Origin of the sequence: Bacillus cereus group sp. BfR-BA-01355, assembly GCF_022663675.1 — a bacterium.
GTDB classification, from domain to species: domain Bacteria; phylum Bacillota; class Bacilli; order Bacillales; family Bacillaceae_G; genus Bacillus_A; species Bacillus_A thuringiensis_S.
Window position 1 is genome coordinate 1 of sequence record NZ_JAKUFY010000058.1, and the last position, 23,161, is coordinate 23,161.

Genomic DNA, 23,161 nt, shown 5'->3' on the forward strand with positions numbered 1-23,161 from the left:
TCTTTCTTTGGCTCTTCTTTCTTTGGCTCTTCCGCTTTCTTCGTATCTAACGGAGAATCTTTCGCTTTTTGAACTTCAATTTTCTCACTTTGAGCACTCGGAACTTTTTCATCATCTTTTCCAGTTAACGCTTGAAACACAAACCAGATTACGACTCCAACCGCGATTACTAACAGCGCAACTAAGATTTTCGGCATGTGATCTGCAACTGGCCATGATGAAGATTTTTGCATTGTTTCTTGTGTTTTTTGTCCCGTTGATACTTGTGGAACTTCACGCCTTTCAGATTGTGGTATCGTACTCTGATGTTCTACAAGCAGTTCCTCTCCATTTAATCCAACAGCATCTGCGTATTGTTTAATGAATGCACGCGCATAAAAAGCTCCTGGCAATACATCATAATTGCCTTCTTCAATTGCCACTAGATGGCGTTTTTGAATTTTTGTAATTTCATGCAGCTGATCAATAGACAAGCCTTTCGCTTCTCTTGCTTCTTTCAGCTTTTGTCCCAATTCCGTCACTACTAACACCTCAATATTTCTTTAAAAGTCAAACATAGAGAAATTATTTTGCGTACCTTGCTCAATTTCATCTACTAAATTATATTGAATTTCTTCATCATAATCGTTACGCAACTCGATAATATAATCAAAATCATCCAATGTGTATTCTGACTGACTCACAAATACATCAGGATGTTCCACAACTTTCGTTGCAGGCAATCTCATAATTTCACGAACGAGCTGCCAATGTCTTTCGTTGGCACGCTTCGTTGACACAATTCCATCTAGGATGAAAATATTGTCATCGCTATACTCATCTTCAATTAATTGACTACGAACAGTTTGCTTAATAAGAGTAGATGATACAAATAACCACCTTTTATTTGCACAAACACTTGCAGCAACAATGGATTCTGTTTTTCCGACACGAGGCATTCCGCGTATCCCAATTAGTTTATGGCCTTCTTTTTTCATAATTTCTGCCATAAAGTCTACAAGTAAGCCTAATTCATCACGCACAAATCGAAATGTTTTCTTATCATCTGCATCTCGTTGTATGTACCTACCATGCCTAACCGCTAGCTTATCTCTTAGCTTGGGCGGACGATATTTCGTTACCGTTATGTTATCCATCGTATTTAAAATTGATTCAAGTCTAGAGATTTGCTCTTGATTATCACACATAAGAAGTAACCCACGTCGTGCATTATCTACACCATTAATTGTGACAATATTAATGCCGAGCATACCGATTAACGAAGAAACGTCACCAAGCAAGCCAGGTCGGTTTTTATGTATTTCATATTCAAAATACCATTCAATCATCCAAGATCACTCCCCTTGCTTACTTTACACCTACGTACTATATTATATGATTTCACCTTAATAGGGAAGCTAAATGTATAATCTATCCTGTGTAATTATTATACAAAAAAAGTAGAGAGGAGAATCTCCTCTCTACTTTTACTTATGTTGTACAAACTTAACCATTAAGTTTGCAATTGTATGTTGCTCCTGTTCATCAGCAACTTTCCAAAGCTCAGCTAATAATTTCTCTTGGTCATTGCGCCCTTCTACTTCATTAGCAAGGTAGTCGCCAACACGAAATGCCATATCTGATACCGCACCGCCGTCTAAACCTTTTCCTTGCGCTTGCTCTAAACGATCTCCTAAAAAGCTCTTCCACTGATCAAAATTATCTAATACTGACATAATTAAGCACCTCACTATTGAGTAATAAAATCATCCTTAATTTGTGCAACTGTTCATTTTTTATGTAAGAAATTTTTAGCAGTGCCAACCGCCATTCACTCCGATGATTTGTCCAGTTATGTATGATGCTCCTGGTGATACGAGGAATGAAACTGTTTTTGCTACTTCTTCTGGTAATCCTATTCTACCTAATGGTATATCTTCAGCAATTCCCATTTTATCTTCTTCAGAAAAAACACTTAACATTTCCGTTTCAACTGCTCCTGGTGCTACTGCATTCACACGTAATCCACTTAAAGAAACTTCCTTCGCTAAAGCTTTCACATATGAATTTTGCGCCCCTTTTACCATTGAATACAGCACTTCACAAGAAGCCCCTATTTGTCCCCATATAGATGAAATAATTACAATATTACCACTTCTCCTCCCGATCATAGGCGGAAGTGCCATTGAAAGTAATTTATATACGTTCTTCACTTGAAGTTCTACCATATAACCCAATTCTTCGTTTGTTACATCTGTTACTAGTCCAAAAATACTCTTCCCAGCTGCGTATACAATAACATCAATAGGGTGTTCAATTTGTCCCCACAATTGCTCTGCTCCATCACTAGAAGCTAAATTCGCTTGAACAGGGATAACTTCTCCCCATGCTTTCTGCAATTCCAATACCTTTCCTTCACTGTTATTGTAATGAACATAAACTGTATATCCATCTTGAATTAATTGTTTCGAAATAGCAGAGCCAATCCCTCCGCTCCCTCCAGTTACTAACGCATACTTTTTCATAAATTCCCTCTCTTATCTCTACAAGTTCAATTTTCACACAACTAAATAATACCCTCATCTTACAATTTTTCAATGATAAGATGAGGGTATCTTTAAAATGTTATTTTTTCGGTAACACCTGACAAACACTCATTTTTTCTTCTGATAACAATAATTTTGCTACTTCTTGTAAGTCTTGAACCGTTAGCCCTTCTAATACAGTCAATGCATCAAATAGACTAGATTCATTAAACGCATATCGTGTAAATTGATTTGCAATATATTCTGGTGAATTCAACGAGCGTAAAAAACCACCAATTTTCTTTTTCTTCACTCGTTCTAATGCCGCCGCATCTAATTGATCATAATCTGTTTTTAATAAAATATCTTTTAAACGATCTGCCAATTCATCAGGTTGTTTCGTATCACCACCAACCATTGCAAAACCGAAGTTATTTTCTTCTGTATAGTCATACGAGAATGAATCATCAATAAGTCCTTCATTATATAAAGCTTCGTAATGAACAGAACTTTTTCCAAATAAATAATCTAAGAGTAACGTAAGCGCAATTTCTTGTTTTAAAAGCGCTTGCCCCTTTTCTTTTAAATTAGTCGCTTTAATACCAACTAAACATTTCGGTGTTTGCACAGGCATTGAAATAATTTTTTTCTTTTCATTTACCTCATTTGGTTCCTCTTCAAATGAACGCACAATTTCTGGCTGGTTTTTATAATCTTTTTCCGCTTGATTTTCACGTACTAAATCCATTGTTTTCTCTGGATCAATTGCACCCACAACAAATAATAACATATTGCTCGGATGATAAAATGTTTCATAACATTCATATAATAAATCTTTCGTAATTTTACTAATAGATTCGATTGTCCCTGCAATATCAATTTTAATTGGGTGTTTTACAAACAAGCTATCAATTAACCCAAAGTACAAACGCCAATCTGGGTTATCTTGATACATTTGAATTTCTTGCCCAATAATCCCCTTCTCTTTTTCAACTGTTTTTTCAGAGAAATAAGGCTCTTGCACGAAGTTTAGCAATGTATTTAAATTTTGTTCTACGTTTGAAGTACATGAAAAAAGGTAAGCTGTTCGTGTGAAGGATGTAAAAGCATTTGCCGATGCTCCTTGTTTACTAAACAATTGGAAAGCATCGTGATCTTCTTTTTCAAATAATTTATGCTCAAGAAAATGTGCAATCCCATCAGGCACACGAATCATTTCTTCTTTCCCCAATGGTACAAATGTATTATCTACTGAACCATATTTCGTCGTAAACGTCGCAAATGTTTTATTAAATCCTTGTTTCGGTAAAACATATACATCTAATCCATTAGGAAGTTTTTCATAATAGAGTGTTTCTTTTAATTGCTCATAAACAATTTTTCCCATTTACTCTCCCTCCGTTCCTTGTAAAAAGTAAATTGTATCTAGTTCAATATTTTTGGCTACTTTTACAATTTCTTCTTTTGTTACACTTTCTATACCTGTAAGCCATTCTTCAACTGGACGTGTACGATCTGAAATAATACCATGATATAGCATTTCTACAAATCCACGCGGTGTATCAATCGCCTCTAATATTTGATTTTGGATGACACTTTTTGTTTGATGTATTTCTTCTTCAGAAAACTCTCCGTTTTGCATCGCAAGCATTTGTTCTTTAATAATCTCAACTGCTTTTTCATAATTTTTCGCTTCGATTCCTGACATAACAAATAATAAACCTTTATGACTTTCAAAGCGCGATGCTGCATAGTACGCTAAACTATTTTTTTCACGCACATTTACGAATAACTTCGAATGAGAAAAACCACCAAACAATCCATTGAACAATTGCAATGCAAAATAATCTTCATCTTTATATGTGACAAATGTACGATAACCGATGTGTAATTTACTTTGTTTTAATTCTTGTTTTTCAACAACTTCTTTTTCTTCATTATTTCGTCTATGAAGGAGTACATTTCTTTCTCTCACTGGACGAGCTGAAATAGAAAAATACTTACTTACAAGATCAACGGCGTTTGCTGAAATATCACCAATAATATATAGATCCATTTCATCTTCTGCTAACACCTTTTGATAATATTGATACAGACTTTCATTTGTAATAGACGTAACACTCTCTTTTTTTCCATTTGCACTTAAACGATACGGTTCTACTTTGCACATTTCTTCAATTAAACGCTCGTTTGCATAACGCATTTTATCATCATAAGTAGCTTCAATTCTCTGTAACAGTGCTCTTTTTTCACTTTCTACGATAGAAGATAGGAAACCGTTCCCCTCGGTTGCTGGATGTAACACAATATCAGACAACATAGAAAGCGCTTTTTCAAATAACGGTGGTGCATCATGTAAATAAACTTCATTTGCAATGTCTACATAAATGGAGATAATATGGTCTTCCCCTTTTTTACTTACATCTACCGCTAAAGAAGACCCGTATAATTCTTCTAAATATTGACGAAGACGAATTACAGAAGGTAATTTTTCTGTGGCACTTTGCAATACGTATGGCAATAGGGCACGCTCTGTCACCGTCTCCTCATTTAAAGGCGCTTTAAAACGAAATACAAAGGTATTCGTTTTATATTTATCAGTCGGGATAATATGTACGCGCAAACCACCTAACTCATGTAGTTGTTGTTCCATTAGTTTCATTTATAGCCCTCCTTTACGTATATAGGAATATTCCTCTTCAATATACAGTTTTTAGAAATAAAAAATCAACTTTTCTCCCTTATTATGCTTACATATGATTCTTTCTAAAAACTTTAATATGTAAGGAACATAGTAAAATTCCGTATTAAATATATTCTATGTAAAAAAGCCCACACTAATGTGCGAGCTTTTTTATACTTATAAAATACTTATCGTTTTCCTTTTTCATAAGGAGTTCCTAATGCTTTCGGAGCTTCAGAACGACCTACAAAACCAACAAGCGCTAATATTGTGAATACATATGGTAATATCGTTAATAAAACACTTGGAATTTGATCTAATACAGGAATTGTTCCGCCCGTTACACTAAGAGATTGCGCAAAACCAAAGAATAGAGCTGCACCTAGTGCGCCTAGTGGATTCCACTTTCCAAAAATCATAGCAGCTAAAGCTAAGAAACCTTGTCCTGTAATAGTTGCCCCTGAGAAGTTATTAGAAATTGACATTGCAAAAATCGCTCCACCAATTCCAGCAAACACTCCTGAAATACAGACTCCAATATAGCGCATTTTATATACGTTAATCCCCATCGTATCCGCTGCCATTGGGTGTTCACCAACAGCACGTAGACGAAGACCGAACGGTGTTTTATAAATAACATACCAAACAACGAATGCTAAAATAATGGCAATATACGACGTTATTGGTACATTCGAGAAAAATATTTTCCCTAAAACCGGAATATCCGAAAGGCCTGGAATATCAATCTTTTCAATACGATACTGAATAAAGTCAGTCTGCCCTTTATCAAAAATCTTCTTAATTGCAAATACCGTTAAACCAAGGGATAAGAAGTTAATTGCTACACCACTTACAACTTGATCTGCTCGGAATGTAATAGAAGCTACCGCATGAAGTAATGCAAATAATCCACTACCAATTGCCGCAAATAATAACGCAATCCACGGGGTCATCGTTCCCCAAGTATCACCCATTAATAAGTTTGTAACAACTCCAATAAATGCACCAAATAGCATTAGTCCTTCTAATCCGATATTTACAACACCCGATCGTTCACTAAATACTCCACCTAGTGCTGTGAAAATGATAGGTGCCGATGTATATAACGTACCCGTCACAAGAATGGCTAATATATCTAAAAAGCTCATTTATTTCCCCTCCTTGCTCATGCGTGTAAGCGCCCATCTTAACACATAACTACATGCAACAAAGAAGATGATACATGCAATAATTACATTAATAAGCTCTGATGGTACATCTGCCTCAAAGTTCATTTGAGGGGAAGCACTTTTCAAACCACCAAATAATAAAGCTGAAAGGATTATACCAAACGGATTATTCCCTCCAAGTAATGCTACGGCAATCCCATCAAATCCTACTCCTGTAAACGAAGACATCGCGGTCATACTCTGGAATGTTCCTAATCCTTCCATCGCTCCACCAATCCCCGCAAATGCACCAGCAATTGTCATGGAGAATACTACATTACGAGAAACTTTCATACCTGCATATTGAGAAGCATGCTGATTAAATCCTACCGACTTTAATTCGTAGCCTAAAGTTGTTCGATCTAATAAGAACCACATTAAAATAGCGATTAATATTGCTACAATAATTCCCCAGTGAAGACGCGAACCATCAGTAATGCTAGCAAGCCAGTCTGAAGATAGTGATGCACTCTCTTTAATGTCATACGTTTTATCATTACCTTCATGTAAAAAGCGCTTAATGATGTCATATGTTACATATAATGCGATATAGTTCATCATAATTGTTACAATAACCTCATTAACTTGAAACTTTCCTTTTAAATATCCAGGAATGAAGCCCCAAATTCCTCCTACCAATGCTGCGAATAAAATAGATAATGGAATATGAAGGAAAGCTGGTAGTGAAACTGCATAACCGAACCAAACCGCTGCAAGCCAACCAACTAGCAATTGACCCTCTACCCCGATATTAAATAAACCTGTACGAAATGCAAACGCCACTGATAAACCAGCAAGAATAAGCGGTATCATTGTACGAAGCGTTTCACCAATCGCACTTGCGCTACCGAACATCCCTGTCCAAAGTGCACTATAACCTACAATTGGATCATAACCACTAACTAACATTACAATCGCTCCGACAAGTAAGCCAAAAATAACGGATAGTACTGGGACTAAAATATTTATCGTTCGTTCTGTTAAAAGTTTTTTAGCCATTTGTACCCACCTGCTCCTTCTTTGTTCCTCCAGCCATTAACAATCCAAGCTGTTGTTCATTCGTTTCTTTCGCATCAACTATTGCTACAATTTTCCCTTCATAAATAACAGCAATTCGATCGCTAACATTTAAGATTTCATCTAACTCTAGTGATAAAAGTAATACACCTTTCCCTTTATCCCTTTGCTCTATTAATCTCTTATGAATAAATTCAATTGCTCCTACATCTAAACCACGTGTTGGCTGTGCTGCGATTAATAAATCTGGATCACGGTCTACTTCACGTGCAATAATTGCTTTTTGTTGATTTCCCCCAGATAGAGCGCGTGCTAAAGTTTGCTCACTAGGTGTACGTACATCAAACTGTTCAATAAGAGCCTTTGCTTTTTCTGTAATTTTGCTGAAATTTAAAATCCCTTTCTTTGAAAACGGATTCTTATAGTACGTTTGCAGAACTATATTATCTCTAACAGAAAAATCAAGGACGAGTCCGTGTTTATGACGATCTTCTGGAATATGACCAATTCCTTCTTCTGTTATTCTTCTAACAGGCCAATTTGTTATTTCTTTCCCTTTAATTGCAATAGAACCTGACTCAACTTTTCGTAAACCAGTAATTGCTTCTATTAATTCACTTTGTCCATTTCCATCAATCCCTGCAATCCCAACAATTTCCCCCGCACGAACAGTTAAGTCAAGGCCTTTTACAGCAGGTAGTTGACGTGCATCGTGAACAACAAGATTTGCAATTGAAAGTACCTCTTCTTTTGGTTTCGCGTCTATTTTTTCTGTTTTAAAATTCACTTGACGTCCGACCATTAATTCTGCAAGTTTATTTTCATCCGTATTTGCAACGTCAACCGTTCCAATTCCTTTTCCTTTACGAATAATCGTACAACGATCGCAAACTTCCATAATTTCTTTCAACTTATGTGTAATAAGAACAATAGATTTTCCTTCTTGCACAAGCTTTTTCATAATTTGAATTAGCTCATGAATTTCTTGTGGTGTTAACACAGCTGTCGGTTCATCAAATATTAAAATTTCTGCACCGCGGTAAAGAGTTTTCAAAATCTCAACACGCTGTTGCATACCCACTGAAATATCCTGTATTTTCGCATATGGATCTACAGCTAAACCGTATTGTTCAGACAGTTTTTGAATTTCTTTAGCAGCTTCCTCAACAGCAATTTTCCCTTTTTTCCTCGGTTCATTTCCGAGAATAATATTCTCTGTAACTGTAAAATTATGAACAAGCATAAAGTGCTGATGAACCATTCCAATACCAAGGTCATTTGCCACATTCGGATTGGTAATATTTACAGACTTTCCTTTAATTTTAATTTCACCTTGTTCTGGTTGGTACAAACCAAATAGTACATTCATCAATGTGGATTTCCCTGCACCATTTTCTCCAAGTAAAGCATGTATCTCACCCTGCTTTACTTGCAGCGTAATATCATCATTCGCTACAATGCCTGGGAATACTTTCGTAATGTTATTCATCTCAATTACGTATTCCATTGTGTTCCTCCTTTTAACAGGGAACATTCCCTATTACACTATTAACTTATTAAGCAATTCGGAAGTTTTATACATACAAAGGTTAGTTCTATGAACTAACCTTTGCTATTTCTCTATTTATTTTTTTAGAGAAGCTTCATATTCTTTATACTCTTTATCTGTAGCCGGTACTTTAATTTCACCGTCTGTAATTTTCTTTTCAAATTCTTCTACTTTTGTTAAAATTTCAGGGTTAACTTTTTTCACGTTATCAGTTGTTTTTGAAATACCAATACCGTCATCTTTTAAACCAAACGCTTCTACTTTACCGCCTTTTAACTTACCGTCTTTCGCTTCTTGCGCTACTTTTTCAACAGCGATATCTACACGTTTTACCATTGAAGTTAATGTTACGTTTTCAGGCATACCTTCTTGGTTTTGATCACGGTCAACACCGATTACCCAAACATTTTCACCTTTTTTCTTACGGTTTTTCGCTTCAGTGAATACACCGTTACCTGTACCACCAGCAGCATGATAAATTACGTCTACGCCTTGACCATACATTGCTGATGCAAGAACTGTACCTTTTTCAGGTTTATCGAATGCTTCTGCATATTCAGATACGATTTCAATGTTTGGATTTACTGCTTTTGCACCCGCTTTAAATCCATTTTCGAATTTACTAATTAAATCACTCTTCATCCCACCAACAAATCCTACTTTATTCGATTTTGTTGACATAGCTGCTACCGCACCTACAAGGAATGATCCTTCATGATCTTTAAATGTAATGCTCGTTACGTTTGGTGCATCTACTACAGTATCAACGATTGCAAATTGTTGTTTTGGAGATTCTTTTGCTACTTCTTTAATTGCACCTTCTAATTTATAACCAATTCCGAAAGATAAATCATACTTATCTTTTGAAAATTTCTTTAAGTTTGGAATATAATCCGCTTCTTTTTCAGACTGTAGGTAACGATAATTTGTCTTTTCCTTTAATCCGTTATCTTTACCAAACTTTTTTAGTCCTTCCCAAGACGATTGGTTGAACGATTTGTCATCAACGCCCCCAACATCCGTTACCATACCGACCTTGAAGTCTTTCGTGTCTTTCTTGTCACTGCTTGCCTTATCCGAGTTACCACATGCACCTAAAACTGTACTTGCTGCTAATGTTAATGATAATAAAAGACCTGCTTTTTTCTTCATACTAGAAACCCCTCCAAAAATGATATATATTTTTTTATTCTTTCGCTGCTGTTCCTTACTTCTTGCTGTCACCTCCCTAAAAAGGAACTTACCTACATACGCTTTCTTAATACGTGGAAGCTAAACTTATCAGCTCTAAAGTAATTGATAGAATATAAGATTGGCTCATCATTTTGATCATAGTGCATTTGTTTTAATACAAGCAGTGCTGTTTCAGGCTCACATTCTAAAATCGGTGAGATTTTAGGGTGATAGCCAATTGGCTCAATATGAGCAACCGCATATGTTATGCGCTTATGCGTGTTATTATGTATCACCGTTAATAATGACTCCTCATTGTAACCCGATAAATCTGGCAATATTTCTTTTGCAAGTTTATCGATACAATATACAACAGGTTCCCCATCTGCTGTACGCACGCGTTCAATCATCACTGCATTGAAACCATCTTCACTATTAAACTTCTCTTTTTCCTCTTCTGTTAAAGTTGTAGTAGATGATGATAAAAAGATCGTTCCTGGTGTTTTCCCCACACTAGAAATCATATCTGTAATACTAGAAAGTTGTTCTATTCCAGAAGAAAATAATGGCTTTGCATTTACAAATGTCCCTACACCATGTCTACGAATGACAACATTTTCTTCTTCTAAAATACGTAACGCTTCCCTTAAAGTCGCTCTACTTACGCCAAGTTCTTTCGCTAAATCAAACTCTGATGGTAACTTTTGTCGTTCTTTATAAGCCCCATCTTTAATTTTTTCTTTGATGTGATCAATCACCCGTAAATATAGGTGACGACTATCGGATTTTACTGACATAAGACTCCCCCGCATTTCAATTATTCGACCTCTGATGTAAGACTTCTTTTCTCTTTTTTCAACTTACAACATAGTACAAATGACTAACCACTAAAAATAAGCGCAATTGTCGAATAAATAATAATAATTTTTTAAAATGAAATTTTCACTCTTTACTGTATAAAAAAAACTTTGCACCATAAACATTCCTCATTTCGAGAAAAAGTTCGGCACAAAGATCCTTTACATCCTTTGTTACACACTTTTCCCCTCATAGTCTAGCAATTCATGGTTGCCAGGTAGAAACTTATGGACCTTATCTCCAAGATTATATGAGGCAGTGATTCTTTTCGAAGTAATCTTACCACTTGCTCTCATACGTGTCAACAAAATCCAACATTTTTCTACATTAAATATCGAACATTTACATAAAACATACTCAAAGTATTCGTATTCTAAAGATACCCTCTAAATGTAAGCCCTTTCTTTATTGCTGAGTATAGTATATAACAAAAACACTATATAAAAAAGCCTAATTGTAAAAACAATTAGGCTTTTTTTAAGAACTTTTTTCTTGTACATCATTAATGAGTACTTCTCTCGGTTTACTACCTTCATATGGACCTACTACACCATTCATTTCCATTGCATCAATTAGACGAGCAGCTCGCGTATAACCTACTCTAAACCTACGTTGTAGCATAGAAACAGATGCTGTTTGCATTTCCACTACAAGTTGAACCGCTTCATCATATAATTCATCTTCTACTTCCTTCTTCGTATCAGGAACATCTTGCGGAATCATATCTTCTTGATATTGTGCTTTTTGCTGTCCAATAACATATTCTACAACTCTCTCAACTTCATCATCTGATAAAAATGCACCTTGTACACGTACAGGTTTCGATGCACCAATTGGTATAAACAGCATGTCGCCACGACCTAGTAGCTTCTCTGCACCACCACCGTCAAGAATTGTACGAGAATCTGTTTGAGAAGATACAGCGAATGCAATACGTGATGGAATATTCGCTTTAATAACACCCGTAATAACGTCAACTGACGGACGTTGCGTTGCAATAATTAAATGAATACCAGCAGCACGAGCCATTTGCGCTAGACGCATAATCGCATCCTCTACATCAGACGAAGCAACCATCATTAAATCTGCTAACTCGTCCACAATTACTACAATATACGGTAATTCGGGTTGTTTCGCTTCTGATTGACTATTATGCTCTTTTATATAATCGTTGTATCCTTCAATGTTACGTGTACCACTATGAGCAAACAATTCATAACGACGTTCCATCTCACTCACAACTTTTTTCAATGCTTGCGATGCTTTTTTCGGATCAGTTACAACTGGTGTTAACAAATGAGGCACACCGTTATATACATTTAACTCTACCATTTTCGGGTCAATCATCATTAATTTTACTTCATGTGGTTTTGCACGCATTAAAATACTAACAATAATACCGTTAATACATACACTTTTCCCGCTCCCTGTCGCACCAGCTACGAGTAAATGGGGCATTTTATTTAAACGGGCTAATACAGCTTCACCTGTAATATCTCGGCCAAGACCAATTAACAACTTCTCTTCCGGATGATTGTTAGCCTTAGAATCAAGAACTTCCCTCAGCGTTACCATCGAAACTTCTGAGTTCGGAACTTCGATCCCTACAGCTGATTTCCCGGGAATTGGCGCCTCAATACGAATGTCCTTTGCAGCTAATGCAAGGGCTAAATCATCACTTAAACTGACAATTTTGCTTACCTTTACCCCCATATCAGGATACACTTCATATTTTGTAACTGCAGGACCTCTATGCACTTTTGTTACTTTCGCTTTCACTCCGAAACTTTGGAATGTACGTTCTAATTTACGAGCATTCTCATAAATTTCCGCATTTTCATTTGTAACTTGCTTATTCTTTGGAAATTTTAATATATCAAGTGAAGGAAGCTTGTAATCTTTATTTTCTACATTTGAAAATTGCATAGGAGGTGCTTGCGCTTCACTCTCTAACGATTCAACGATTTTTTCTCCACGCTTTTTCTTTGATTCTTCAATTGGTGGAGTCTCTTCAATAAACGGTGAAGTGATCAAATCTTCTTGCTCTACTTCGATTCGTTTATCCTCTTCTTCATTTGCAGGATAATTCTCAGTGAAATTTGAAATAATTGGCGGATCAATTTGGATTTCTTCCATCGGCTCAATCACTTCTTCTTGTTCTGCAGCACGTTTGCTTCTTGTACTTCTTGTTGTTTTTTTCTTTTCTGTTTGTTCAGCCGTTCTTTTGGATCTCCAATCTTTATAATCCCCTTGCATCACTTGAAATTGACTTCTAAGAATTCTACCAACTGGAGCTAACACTTCTCCAATATGTTTATTTGTTATACAGAGTACCCCGAGAATAACTAAAATAATCCCAATGATATAGGCTCCTACTTCGTCGAATAGGAAGTAACATGTCGCGAACATAAGCGCACCAAACATACCACCGCCTAAATGAACGCTATCTGGCCCTTTTTTCATTTCAAGAAAGAAGTTATCTTTCGTACTCACAATAACAGAAGTATTTTGCACTGCTCCATCTTTTGTAAGAAGGTTAAATAATGTAATATGACTAAACATTAATATTGCCAATACAATTAAATAAAATCCAATTAACCGTTTATTTAAAAGGTTCGGCCATCCGCGTTTTATAACAAAGGAAACCGATAAAGCTATTACACCTAACACACCAATTATGTACCACTCACCAAAGAAGAAGCGAAAAAATAACACAAACGATTTCCCTACAACGCCTAGCTGTAAAATCGTAATGATTGAAAGTGCAAAAAGAGTTAAACCGACGATTTCATAATACAAAGTTGGCTTTATCGTACGTCTTGCCTTTGCCTTCGTCCCTCTTTGCTTTTGTTTTGCCATTTCTTCACCTCGTGTTCTACATATAAGTAAAGCTCCCCTAAAAATGCTCTATTTATATGTCTGTTTTCTCTATTTTTCAGGTCTTTATATCTTCTATTTTTACACTTCTTGTAAAATGCTAAATAAACAGAAGAAAGCAGCCTACTCATGGCTGCTCAACCGTCTTGTTTTTTATATTATACCATAGCTTCTAAACAAAATCCTTCTTTTTGCTAAAAGGTTATTTTCTGACCGGGCTCAAACTCTAAATAGTGAAGTGGGTCCGTACTTAGCACACGTACAATAGAATAACACCCATGTTCCTCTTCAGAAACCATTAATTCCACACCATTTATATTTACAACTTTTTGACTTTCACATTGTGAATAATCGGCCGGATACACAAGTTGCTCTGGCATAATTGTATATAAAATCATTGTAACATTGTCCCTTCTGCACTACCTTCCGCGCGAACATCTATTAATTCGTTTAATTTTCGAATCGCATTTCCAATACCACCAACATCATCTATAAGACCGTACTTTACTGCATCTCCACCAATTACATTCGTCCCAATATCTCGCGTTAAATTTCCTTTCGCAAACATAAGCTCTTTAAAACGATCCTCTGTTACTTTCGAGTGCTTCGTCACAAAACGAATAACTCTTTCTTGCATCTTATCCAAATACTCAAATGTTTGCGGCACACCTATGACAAGACCTGTTAAACGAATTGGATGAATTGTCATCGTCGCAGTTTCCGCAATAAACGAATAGTCAGTAGAAACAGCAATCGGTACACCGATGGAATGTCCCCCACCTAAAACTAGAGATACTGTTGGTTTTGAAAGTGAAGCTACCATTTCTGAAATTGCTAGTCCAGCTTCAACGTCACCTCCAACCGTATTTAATATTAAAAGCAAACCTTCAATTTTCGGATTTTGTTCAATCGCAACAATTTGCGGAATGATATGCTCGTATTTTGTTGTTTTATTTTGCGGCGGTAATTGAACATGACCTTCCACTTGTCCGATAATCGTTAAACAATGAATACGTGATTCATTCATCTGTGGTACATTTGTCTGTCCAAGCTGTTGAATTTTTTCTACTATTGAAGCCTCTTTTCCAGCTTCTTTTGGCTCAGTTTCTTTTTCTTCATTTGTATATCGATCACGTTCTGTCATTTCGCATCCCCTTTCACTCGTATATAACTATTATTTCTTAAGTTATAAATTTCATTCGATAGGGTTAAAAAGAAAAAAAAGATCACCCATAAGGGTGATCTTTTTTATACTTCCATAATAATCGGTAAAATCATAGGTTTTCTCTTTGTCTCTTCGTACAAGAACTGTCCTAATAATTCACGAATATTTTGTTTTAACATTGACCATTCAATCGAATATTCTTTAATTGACTGCTCAACAATCATACGTACAATCTCTGTAGATCGTTCAATTAACGCTTCTGACTCACGAACATATACGAAACCACGTGAAATGATTTCTGGACCAGAGATAATTTTCTTTTCATCTTTACCAAGCGTTACAACTACTACTAATATTCCATCTTGAGATAACATCTTTCTATCTCGAAGAACGATATTACCAACGTCACCTACACCTAATCCATCAATTAAAACATTACCAGCTTGTACTTTACCGACTAAGTTCGCTTCATCGTCACCAAAAGCAATTACGTCGCCTTTTTCTACGATAAAGATATTTTCTCTTGTAATACCTACATCTTCAGCTAAATACGCATGTGCTTTTTGCATACGGAACTCACCATGTACGGGTACAAAGTACTTCGGTTTCATTAAATTTAACATTAATTTTAATTCTTCTTGGCTACCGTGACCTGAAACATGAACTTTTCTTTCGCCGTAATAAACAACTTCAGCTCCAGCTCTAAATAACAAATCAATAATTTTTGATACAGATATTTCATTACCCGGAATTGGCGAAGCAGCAATGATAACAGTATCACCTTTACGAATTGAAATTTGTTTATGTGCTTGTTTTGCCATTCTAGATAGAGCAGCCATCGGTTCACCTTGACTACCTGTCGTTAAAATAGCTACCTTTTTCTCTGGGAAGTTGTCTACTTCTTGTAATGAAATAACCATACCTTCTGGAACATCTAAATAACCAAGACGTCTTGCAATGTCTACTACTTTCACCATACTACGTCCTACTACCGCTACTTTTCGCCCTGTTTCGGCAGCTGCATCAAATACTTGTTGAATACGATGTACATTCGATGCAAATGAAGCAACGATAATACGACCTTCTGCGCCGTAGAACACTTTAGAAATTTCTACACCAACTTCTTTTTCAGAACCTGTATAACCTGGGCGCTCTGCGTTTGTACTATCAGATAATAAGCAAAGTACGCCTTCATTTCCGATTTGAGCCATTTTCCCAAGGTCTGCTCCACTATTTCCAATTGGAGTTTGATCGAATTTAAAGTCTCCTGTATATACAATTGCACCTTTTGATGTATGGAAACAAACACCAACAGAATCTGGAATACTATGTGTCGTTCCAAAGAATGACACCGTTGTAGTATTAAACTCTACTGTTGAATTTGAATCGATTGTTTTTAAGTCTACACGACCTAACATACCCGCTTCGCCAAGTTTTTCTTGTATAAGTCCTACTGTTAATTTCGTTGCATACACTGGAATAGATAATTTACGAAGTACGTAAACAATACCACCAATATGATCTTCATGACCGTGAGTAATAAATAAACCCTTTACTCGCTCTTGGTTTTCCACTAAATATGTAATATCAGGAATAACGATATCAATTCCAAACATTTCATCTCCCGGGAACATTAACCCTGCATCCACAATAAAGATTTCAGAATCAATTTCAACACAGTACATGTTTTTCCCGATTTCACCTACTCCACCAAGAGCAAATACTTTAACAGACTCATTCTCTTTTCTCTTCATGTTGTTGCCTGGTTTAAAAATCTTGCAAACACTGATTTCACTAAAATTGCAGAGACACCAGGGGAAACTCTACAACCACCATATATTCACCGTCCAAGACGAATGTCCTTACCGTTATGCGATATCATGTCCTTGTTTATTTTTTAAACCAGGTTTCACCTCTCTTTCATTATATAAATCAAATATCTTATTCGATATGATATGAAAATTTAATTAAATTATAATTTTTCCCAATTTTGCTAAGCATACCCGTACTAAGCTACTTAGCCATATTATACCTGATAGAAGAAATAGAACACAAGTTAAATCGTGCGAAAGAAAAAGTAAAAGAAAGGAACAGTACTAAAAGTATATGGCTTATTTCCGCTGCTTTTATACTCCATGTTATTTGAAAAAAAACCCTAAACACTTTAAATTACTTTCATTTGATGGATTTCCTAGATTTTTTTCTTGAATTGCAAAAAAACACTTATAAAATGAAACTTTTTTATAGATTACGTCATATTTGAGGCAATTCCTCTAAAAACATAACCGAAAGTATTTCCTGTACTAGCAACTACTTTTCAACAAAATTAAAAGTGTAAGATCCTTTTCTTATAAACATTGTATTACATGACAAAAAGCTATGAATTACAAAATCTAATAGAAATTTAATAAGATTAAATTTTTAGGGGGATTTGACAGTCACTATCGAGGACAAGAGGTTGGAACCAAATTAATGAAAGAACAATATCATACTTTATCAAGTAGAGCACGCGTAGCGTAATGTACACGTTTTCAATATTATAGGTTCATATACAGATGAGAAAGGCAAGCTTAAAATCATTTTATAAAAGATTTACTTTAAAACAGATTCAAACATTTTCATATCAATAAAAAAATGACCTAGTGTGAAACTAGGTCATTTTTATTAACGAGGAATAGATTGCATTACAGATTGTAACGTTACTCTTTCTTCTTCTGTTAATGGAAGAAGTGGTAAACGTACAGAACCTACATCTAATCCAACCATTTGTAACGCTGTTTTTACTGGAGTTGGACTTGGCGCCATAAATAATGAATCAGTTACTCTTACAAGTAATTGATGTAATTTTTGTGCCTTCTTAAACTCTCCTGCAAGAAATGCTGTAATCATTTCTTGCATTTCGTTTCCGATAACATGAGATGCTACCGAAACGATACCTTTCGCTCCAACTGCCATAGCCGGTAACGTTAAACCGTCATCACCGCTGTATACCGCAAAGTCGTCCGCTGTTTTTTCAATGATTTCTGTCATTGTTAACACATCGCCGCCTGCATCTTTAATAGCAACAATGTTTTCTATTTCTGATAAACGAACAACTGTATCAACGGAGATTTGTACAATAGATCGTCCTGGAACGTTATATAGCATAACCGGAAGTGGCGTACTTTCAGCAATTGCTTTAAAATGCTGATACATTCCTTCTTGACTCGGTTTGTTATAATACGGTGCTACTAGCATTACTGCATCCACACCAACTTCTGTTGCCTTTTTAGTTAAATCAATAGAAGCATGCGTATTATTGCTACCTGTTCCAGCGATTACGGGCACTCTTTTATCGACAACAGATACGACATGGCGATATAACGCTACCTTCTCTTCTGAAGTTAATGTAGGAGATTCTCCTGTCGTTCCTCCTACCACGATTGCTGTTGTACCGTTATCAATTAAATAATTTACCAATTTCGTTGTCTTTGCAAAATCGATATTCCCGTTTATATCAAACGGTGTTACCATCGCGGTTGCAATTGTCCCAAAATCTATCATGGTCTCACTCCTTATTGTTCCAGTTGCTTTTCTTTTGAAAGCTCAAACGCACTATGTAATGCATTTACAGCCTCCACTAAATCAGTTTCTTTTACAAGAACCCAAATTGTTGTATGACTATCTGCCGATTGCAGAATTTGAATACCTTTTTCCGCTAAAGCTGTAACGATTTTCGCAGTAACCCCTGGGTATCCTGCCATTCCAGCTCCAACGATAGATACTTTCGCACAATGTTCTGTCACAATTGGCTCATATCCAAGGTTCTTTAATAATTTAACTGCATGACTTGATACATTATCACTCACCGTATATGCTACGCCAGTAGGTGAAATATTAATTAAATCAACACTTATTCCTTCGTTCGCCATCTCTTTAAACACATGTTGTTGCAAATCATATGCCGTTTCTTTTGCAAGCACTTTAATTTGCGTTACGTTTGATACGTGGGCGATACCTGTAACAGGACGTTCTTCTACATCACGACCTCTTGTAGCACCGTCATATGCTGAAATAAGCGTACCTTCACTATCAGAATACGTAGAACGTACACGAAGTGGCACTTTTGCATGCATCGCAATTTCAACTGCACGTGGATGAACGACTTTCGCACCTTGATAAGCCATGTTACAAATTTCGTTATACGTTACAGTTTGAAGATGACGTGCATCTTTTACAATACGAGGATCCGCAGTCATAACACCTTCTACATCAGTGAATATATCGATGTATTCAGCATGAAGTGCAACACCTAATGCTGAAGCTGAAGTATCACTACCTCCGCGTCCAAGTGTTGTCGTATCACCTTTTTTCGTTTGCCCTTGGAATCCTGTAACGACGATTACATCTACATTTTCTAACTCTTCATGTATACGATCGCAATTCATTTCAATAATCTTTGCATTCGTAAAGTCATCATTCGTTACAAAACCAGCTTGTGCACCATTTAATGCTGCTGCTTTTATACTATTCTCATTCAACATATTAGAGAAAACAATTGCAGAGATTAACTCTCCGCACGATAATAATAAATCTTGCTCACGTTTAGAAATAGTAGATTCCTCTTGATTTACAAGACTTAATAACGTATCCGTTGCATATGGTTCACCTTTACGGCCCATAGCAGATACGACAGTAACTACTTTATAACCAGCAGCTAATGATTTTTTTATATGATGAAGCGCATGCTTACGTCCATTGTCATCACGTACTGATGTGCCACCAAATTTTTGAACAATTATTTTCATATTTTGCACCTTCTCTTAGCCGTTTACACTAATTGTAATTTTACTAAGCGCTCTGCAATTTGAACAGAATTCCATGCAGCGCCTTTTAATAAGTTATCAGATACGACCCAAAGATGGAATCCTTTATCGTTATTTAAATCTTTACGGATTCTTCCAACGAATACTTCGTTTTTACCTACTGCAGTAGCTGGCATTGGATATAACTGCTCTTCTGGATTATCTTGCAGAACAATACCTTCCGCATTTGCAAGTAAGCTCTTTAATTCTTCTACTGTTACGCCTTCTTTTTCTACTTCGATGTAAACAGACTCAGAGTGTCCTGATACAACTGGTAAACGTACACACGTTGCCGCTACTTCTAATTCAGGCATATGCATAATTTTTTTCGTTTCGTTAATCATTTTCATTTCTTCAAATGTAAATCCATTATCTTGGAACTTATCAATCTGTGGAATCGCATTAAAAGCAATTGGGAAATGCTTCTTATCACCTGATACAGGAAGAACATTTGCCTTAACTTCTTCGCCATTTAAGATTGCTTGTGATTGTTCATGAAGTTCTTCAATAGCTGCCGCACCAGCACCTGATACAGCTTGATATGTGGAAACGATTACTCGTTTTAAACCATATTGCTGACGAACTGGCTCAAGAGCTACTACCATTTGAATTGTAGAACAGTTTGGATTTGCAATAATGCCATTATGTTCTTTTAAGTCATTTTCATTTACTTCAGGTACAACAAGTGGCACGTTTTCTGTCATACGGAATGCACTTGTATTATCAACAACAATCGCACCGCGTTTTGCTGCTTCTGGCGCTAATTGTTTCGATACAGATCCACCAGCACTAAATAGTGCGATATCTACTCCTTCAAAGCTTTCAGGAGTTGCCTCTTGAACTGTAAATTCTTCGCCTTTAAATACAAGTTTCTTACCTGCAGATCGTTTAGATGAAAGTAACGTTAACTTCCCAATCGGAAATTCTCGTTTCTCTAAAGTATTTAACATTTGTTCACCAACTGCGCCGGTTGCTCCAACTACAGCGACATGAAAAGTTTTTTGCTTTTCCATCACTATGCCCCTTTCTAGATACCAATCCTTCTATAACTTAGAATCAGAAGGAGTATACAATACCCCTTCTAATCTTAATAACGTTAATTTTATCATATTCTACAGTAAGAATGATGGTTTCATCAAAAATTGTCCGTTTTTTTTCGTTTTTTAATTCATATATCTGAATTTTTCTACGACCACCGGTTGCAATTGCTTTCCTTGCAGTGCTTCTAATACTGTGTCTTCCAGCAGCTCCATGCGAGCTACCATTGAGTTCGGTTTTTTCTCTGGTGCATCTTGACCGAATGGAACGAAGTAGATGTTTTTTGTTGCCATTAGGCGCATGAGGTTGACGCCAACATGGTAGCGACAATATAAACATTTCTTTTTTCTTCTATTATATATTCATTTCAAATCCTGTAAATTTATTTTGTATACCATATTCTTCATAGATATCCATAAACGAATTCGATGGTACTTTAGTAATTAAATGGAAAAGTTCTACTTTGATATTGAGTTTACTACAGCAGCATATTTACATATATATCCTTTAATTGGTATGATTTACTTGTTCACATAAAAGGGGGGAGATTTTTGAGTTTAAACATGTATTTAGGGGAAGTACATGCCCAAACACAAAGTATGAATGCTGTATGTACGGCTACCATTCAAGCTATGGAACAAGCGATTCAGTCAATTGACGCTTTTGCAATGGATACTGTGTTACAAGGGCAAACATATAGCAGTGCAAAAGCCTATCTTGTCCAAACCTTTCGGCCTTTGGCACAAGGAATTATATATTTATGTGAAGAATTAATTCGTCAAAATGATGCGTTTCCAAATGATTTTCAAGCAAAGGTTGCTTCAACAGATGTTATCGAACAAGAAATAAGAGAACAAATCCAAGAAATCAATCAAACAATTGCAAGTATAGAAGCAATAGAGTTACTTACACCCATGCCTGGAGTAGACGCAATTGTGGCTGTTTTAGTTGCGATGAGAAAAAAACTTGAAGAAAAACTAGAGCATTTATATGAATTCAATTATACATCGAGTAATAACTACAGCACAGCCCTTCAACTAGCAGCTAGTATTGCTACTGGCCTTGCCGAAGTCCAAAGTGGAAAGGGCTTTAGTCCTGCAAGCGGTACATTTAGTACACAGGGATTGAATATGGAATGGACGACTTCCATTCAGGCGATTGAAGAAGATAGGAAGCGTCAGGCCGACAATCTTTTAAATGGTAGTTCAATTGAAGAAGGTGCAATGTGTGGTCCATTAAATAGTGAGAAAAAAGATGAATCTTTACTGGATAAGTTTAAACATGGTGTTGAAGATTTTTATAGGGGATTTAGTAAAATAAAAGATGTCACCGATGATAAAATTGCAGCTGCGTTTGAAAAAGCCGGATTAGGTGTGCCCTATCATTTAAAAAAAGGAATGGACAACGCTTTAGGTGATGAATTATTAGGAATTGCAAATGCAGCTCTCCATCCAATAAATACATTTAATGACACGGTTGAAGCTTTTTCTGATCCAGCTGGAACATTCAATGCGATAAAACAAGCCATTTCCGATTCTTGGAATCGTGATGTTATTAATGGCGACTGGAATAGTCGAGCTGAATGGTATGGAAACGCAATGGGTCATGGTATGTTCGCTGTTGCCGGAACAAAAGGTGTAGATAAAATTTCAAAAGCAGGTGAGGTATCTGCTTTGACAGGACTTACTAAAGGGAAATCCCTTATAACTAATTCCTCAGCATACAGAAATGCGCTACATATACTAAATAACTATGAAGTCAAATCTGGAAATCATCTTTCATATGCAGGAGTTGGTAGCACTCAACAGTACTTGCAGAAGGCAGCGAAATATACTTATGAAGGTGCAAACGGCCCTAAGACTATCAGTCTTAGAAAAGGTGAATTAGCTGGAGATAAGCATCCTGTCACTGGAATTCCGTATGACTTAGATGGATTCCCAATTTTTGATGCGATAACTGAAGTTAAATTAAAAGAAGCTGATTTCAAAAAAACAAGACCTACTCATGATAGAATATGTAATAAACTATTATACGAGCAAATTTTAAAAGATCCCAAATTGGCTGCAAAATTTACAGAGAAGGAAATTGAGTTATTTAAACATGGTGAAAAACCTAAGACGTATACATGGCATCATCATCAAGATACAGGAAGAATGCAACTTGTAGATGCATACCTGCATGAGAAAACTGGTCATACAGGCGGTTATAATATCTGGGGTAAAAAAGGAGAAAAATAAGGAGGATT

The 23,161-nt window shown here is 36.1% G+C and carries 19 protein-coding genes, 1 pseudogene and 1 riboswitch; of the genes and pseudogenes, 1 reads left to right on the plus strand and 19 read right to left on the minus strand.

The window, feature by feature from the left end; genetic code table 11:
* From MR167_RS18750 to spoVFB, 19 genes and pseudogenes are all read right to left on the minus strand, one after another.
* On the minus strand, positions 1 to 521 hold a 521-nt coding region (locus MR167_RS18750; protein WP_242315218.1), incomplete at its 3' end, for a helix-turn-helix domain-containing protein.
* Positions 522 to 542: 21 nt separating this feature from the next.
* The gene (locus MR167_RS18755; RefSeq protein ID WP_000574107.1) at positions 543 to 1,328 is read right to left on the minus strand and encodes a DUF3388 domain-containing protein; all 786 of its coding nucleotides are present in this window, start codon (positions 1,326 to 1,328) and stop codon (positions 543 to 545) included.
* A 138-nt stretch (positions 1,329 to 1,466) separates the two neighbouring features.
* Positions 1,467 to 1,715 carry a DUF3243 domain-containing protein gene (locus tag MR167_RS18760; RefSeq protein WP_000114444.1) on the minus strand — a complete coding sequence of 83 codons (249 nt, stop codon included), beginning with the start codon at positions 1,713 to 1,715 and terminating at the stop codon, positions 1,467 to 1,469.
* A 75-nt stretch (positions 1,716 to 1,790) separates the two neighbouring features.
* A complete protein-coding gene (ymfI, locus tag MR167_RS18765) occupies positions 1,791 to 2,504 on the minus strand; it encodes an elongation factor P 5-aminopentanone reductase (RefSeq protein WP_242315220.1) in 714 nt (237 codons plus the stop codon).
* Positions 2,505 to 2,604: 100 nt separating this feature from the next.
* Positions 2,605 to 3,891, minus strand: coding sequence for an EF-P 5-aminopentanol modification-associated protein YfmH (yfmH, locus tag MR167_RS18770; RefSeq protein WP_242315222.1), 1,287 nt, complete (start codon positions 3,889 to 3,891; stop codon positions 2,605 to 2,607).
* Positions 3,892 to 5,166 (minus strand): EF-P 5-aminopentanol modification-associated protein YfmF, encoded by a 1,275-nt coding sequence (gene yfmF, locus MR167_RS18775; protein ID WP_016098850.1) that lies wholly within the window; start codon positions 5,164 to 5,166, stop codon positions 3,892 to 3,894.
* A 209-nt stretch (positions 5,167 to 5,375) separates the two neighbouring features.
* The gene (locus MR167_RS18780; RefSeq protein ID WP_000008857.1) at positions 5,376 to 6,335 is read right to left on the minus strand and encodes an ABC transporter permease; all 960 of its coding nucleotides are present in this window, start codon (positions 6,333 to 6,335) and stop codon (positions 5,376 to 5,378) included.
* The gene (locus MR167_RS18785; RefSeq protein ID WP_001085255.1) at positions 6,336 to 7,394 is read right to left on the minus strand and encodes an ABC transporter permease; all 1,059 of its coding nucleotides are present in this window, start codon (positions 7,392 to 7,394) and stop codon (positions 6,336 to 6,338) included. It lies immediately after the preceding gene.
* Positions 7,387 to 8,919 (minus strand): ABC transporter ATP-binding protein, encoded by a 1,533-nt coding sequence (locus tag MR167_RS18790; protein ID WP_000456928.1) that lies wholly within the window; start codon positions 8,917 to 8,919, stop codon positions 7,387 to 7,389. The genes MR167_RS18785 and MR167_RS18790 overlap by 8 nt, the downstream gene beginning before the upstream one ends.
* Before the next feature lie 117 nt (positions 8,920 to 9,036).
* On the minus strand, positions 9,037 to 10,113 hold the full coding sequence (locus MR167_RS18795; protein WP_000725767.1) for a BMP family lipoprotein: 1,077 nt from the start codon (positions 10,111 to 10,113) through the stop codon (positions 9,037 to 9,039).
* Positions 10,114 to 10,205: 92 nt separating this feature from the next.
* Positions 10,206 to 10,931 (minus strand): GntR family transcriptional regulator, encoded by a 726-nt coding sequence (locus MR167_RS18800; RefSeq protein ID WP_000114182.1) that lies wholly within the window; start codon positions 10,929 to 10,931, stop codon positions 10,206 to 10,208.
* A 233-nt stretch (positions 10,932 to 11,164) separates the two neighbouring features.
* Positions 11,165 to 11,266: riboswitch (purine riboswitch) on the minus strand.
* Between the two features lie 203 nt (positions 11,267 to 11,469).
* Complete coding sequence (locus MR167_RS18805) at positions 11,470 to 13,851, minus strand: DNA translocase FtsK (RefSeq protein ID WP_242315224.1); 2,382 nt, start codon at positions 13,849 to 13,851, stop codon at positions 11,470 to 11,472.
* A gap of 212 nt (positions 13,852 to 14,063) precedes the next feature.
* Positions 14,064 to 14,267: a YlzJ-like family protein gene (locus tag MR167_RS18810; RefSeq protein ID WP_000605020.1), complete on the minus strand. Its 204-nt coding sequence runs from the start codon at positions 14,265 to 14,267 to the stop codon at positions 14,064 to 14,066.
* Positions 14,264 to 15,013 (minus strand): translocation-enhancing protein TepA, encoded by a 750-nt coding sequence (gene tepA / locus MR167_RS18815; protein WP_000139825.1) that lies wholly within the window; start codon positions 15,011 to 15,013, stop codon positions 14,264 to 14,266. The genes MR167_RS18810 and tepA overlap by 4 nt, the downstream gene beginning before the upstream one ends.
* A 104-nt stretch (positions 15,014 to 15,117) precedes the next feature.
* Positions 15,118 to 16,788 (minus strand): ribonuclease J, encoded by a 1,671-nt coding sequence (locus MR167_RS18820; RefSeq protein ID WP_000823089.1) that lies wholly within the window; start codon positions 16,786 to 16,788, stop codon positions 15,118 to 15,120.
* 910 nt (positions 16,789 to 17,698) lie between these two features.
* Positions 17,699 to 18,577, minus strand: a complete 879-nt coding sequence (gene dapA, locus MR167_RS18825) for a 4-hydroxy-tetrahydrodipicolinate synthase (RefSeq protein WP_000564762.1) — start codon at positions 18,575 to 18,577, stop codon at positions 17,699 to 17,701.
* Between the two features lie 11 nt (positions 18,578 to 18,588).
* Complete coding sequence (gene dapG, locus MR167_RS18830) at positions 18,589 to 19,821, minus strand: aspartate kinase (RefSeq protein WP_000692458.1); 1,233 nt, start codon at positions 19,819 to 19,821, stop codon at positions 18,589 to 18,591.
* A 23-nt stretch (positions 19,822 to 19,844) separates the two neighbouring features.
* Positions 19,845 to 20,891, minus strand: coding sequence for an aspartate-semialdehyde dehydrogenase (gene asd / locus MR167_RS18835; protein WP_000414849.1), 1,047 nt, complete (start codon positions 20,889 to 20,891; stop codon positions 19,845 to 19,847).
* 150 nt (positions 20,892 to 21,041) lie between these two features.
* Positions 21,042 to 21,230: pseudogene (gene spoVFB / locus MR167_RS18840) on the minus strand (dipicolinate synthase subunit B); the annotation flags it as partial.
* A 237-nt stretch (positions 21,231 to 21,467) separates the two neighbouring features.
* Here spoVFB and MR167_RS18845 point away from each other — a divergent pair.
* A complete protein-coding gene (locus tag MR167_RS18845; RefSeq protein WP_242315226.1) occupies positions 21,468 to 23,153 on the plus strand; it encodes an HNH endonuclease in 1,686 nt (561 codons plus the stop codon).
* The last annotated feature ends 8 nt before the right edge of the window (positions 23,154 to 23,161 follow it).

Coding starts and splice junctions, on each gene's coding strand:
- ymfI (WP_242315220.1), bottom strand. CDS start 2,504: ATGAAAAAGTATGCGTTAGTAACTGGAGGGAGCGGAGGGATTGGCTCT.
- MR167_RS18780 (WP_000008857.1), bottom strand. CDS start 6,335: ATGAGCTTTTTAGATATATTAGCCATTCTTGTGACGGGTACGTTATAT.
- yfmF (WP_016098850.1), bottom strand. CDS start 5,166: ATGAAACTAATGGAACAACAACTACATGAGTTAGGTGGTTTGCGCGTA.
- dapA (WP_000564762.1), bottom strand. CDS start 18,577: ATGATAGATTTTGGGACAATTGCAACCGCGATGGTAACACCGTTTGAT.
- asd (WP_000414849.1), bottom strand. CDS start 20,891: ATGGAAAAGCAAAAAACTTTTCATGTCGCTGTAGTTGGAGCAACCGGC.
- MR167_RS18805 (WP_242315224.1), bottom strand. CDS start 13,851: ATGGCAAAACAAAAGCAAAGAGGGACGAAGGCAAAGGCAAGACGTACG.
- MR167_RS18810 (WP_000605020.1), bottom strand. CDS start 14,267: ATGATTTTATATACAATTATGCCAGAGCAACTTGTGTATCCGGCCGAT.
- tepA (WP_000139825.1), bottom strand. CDS start 15,013: ATGACAGAACGTGATCGATATACAAATGAAGAAAAAGAAACTGAGCCA.
- dapG (WP_000692458.1), bottom strand. CDS start 19,821: ATGAAAATAATTGTTCAAAAATTTGGTGGCACATCAGTACGTGATGAC.
- MR167_RS18795 (WP_000725767.1), bottom strand. CDS start 10,113: ATGAAGAAAAAAGCAGGTCTTTTATTATCATTAACATTAGCAGCAAGT.
- MR167_RS18800 (WP_000114182.1), bottom strand. CDS start 10,931: ATGTCAGTAAAATCCGATAGTCGTCACCTATATTTACGGGTGATTGAT.
- MR167_RS18790 (WP_000456928.1), bottom strand. CDS start 8,919: ATGGAATACGTAATTGAGATGAATAACATTACGAAAGTATTCCCAGGC.
- MR167_RS18820 (WP_000823089.1), bottom strand. CDS start 16,788: ATGAAGAGAAAAGAGAATGAGTCTGTTAAAGTATTTGCTCTTGGTGGA.
- MR167_RS18785 (WP_001085255.1), bottom strand. CDS start 7,394: ATGGCTAAAAAACTTTTAACAGAACGAACGATAAATATTTTAGTCCCA.
- MR167_RS18755 (WP_000574107.1), bottom strand. CDS start 1,328: ATGATTGAATGGTATTTTGAATATGAAATACATAAAAACCGACCTGGC.
- yfmH (WP_242315222.1), bottom strand. CDS start 3,891: ATGGGAAAAATTGTTTATGAGCAATTAAAAGAAACACTCTATTATGAA.
- MR167_RS18760 (WP_000114444.1), bottom strand. CDS start 1,715: ATGTCAGTATTAGATAATTTTGATCAGTGGAAGAGCTTTTTAGGAGAT.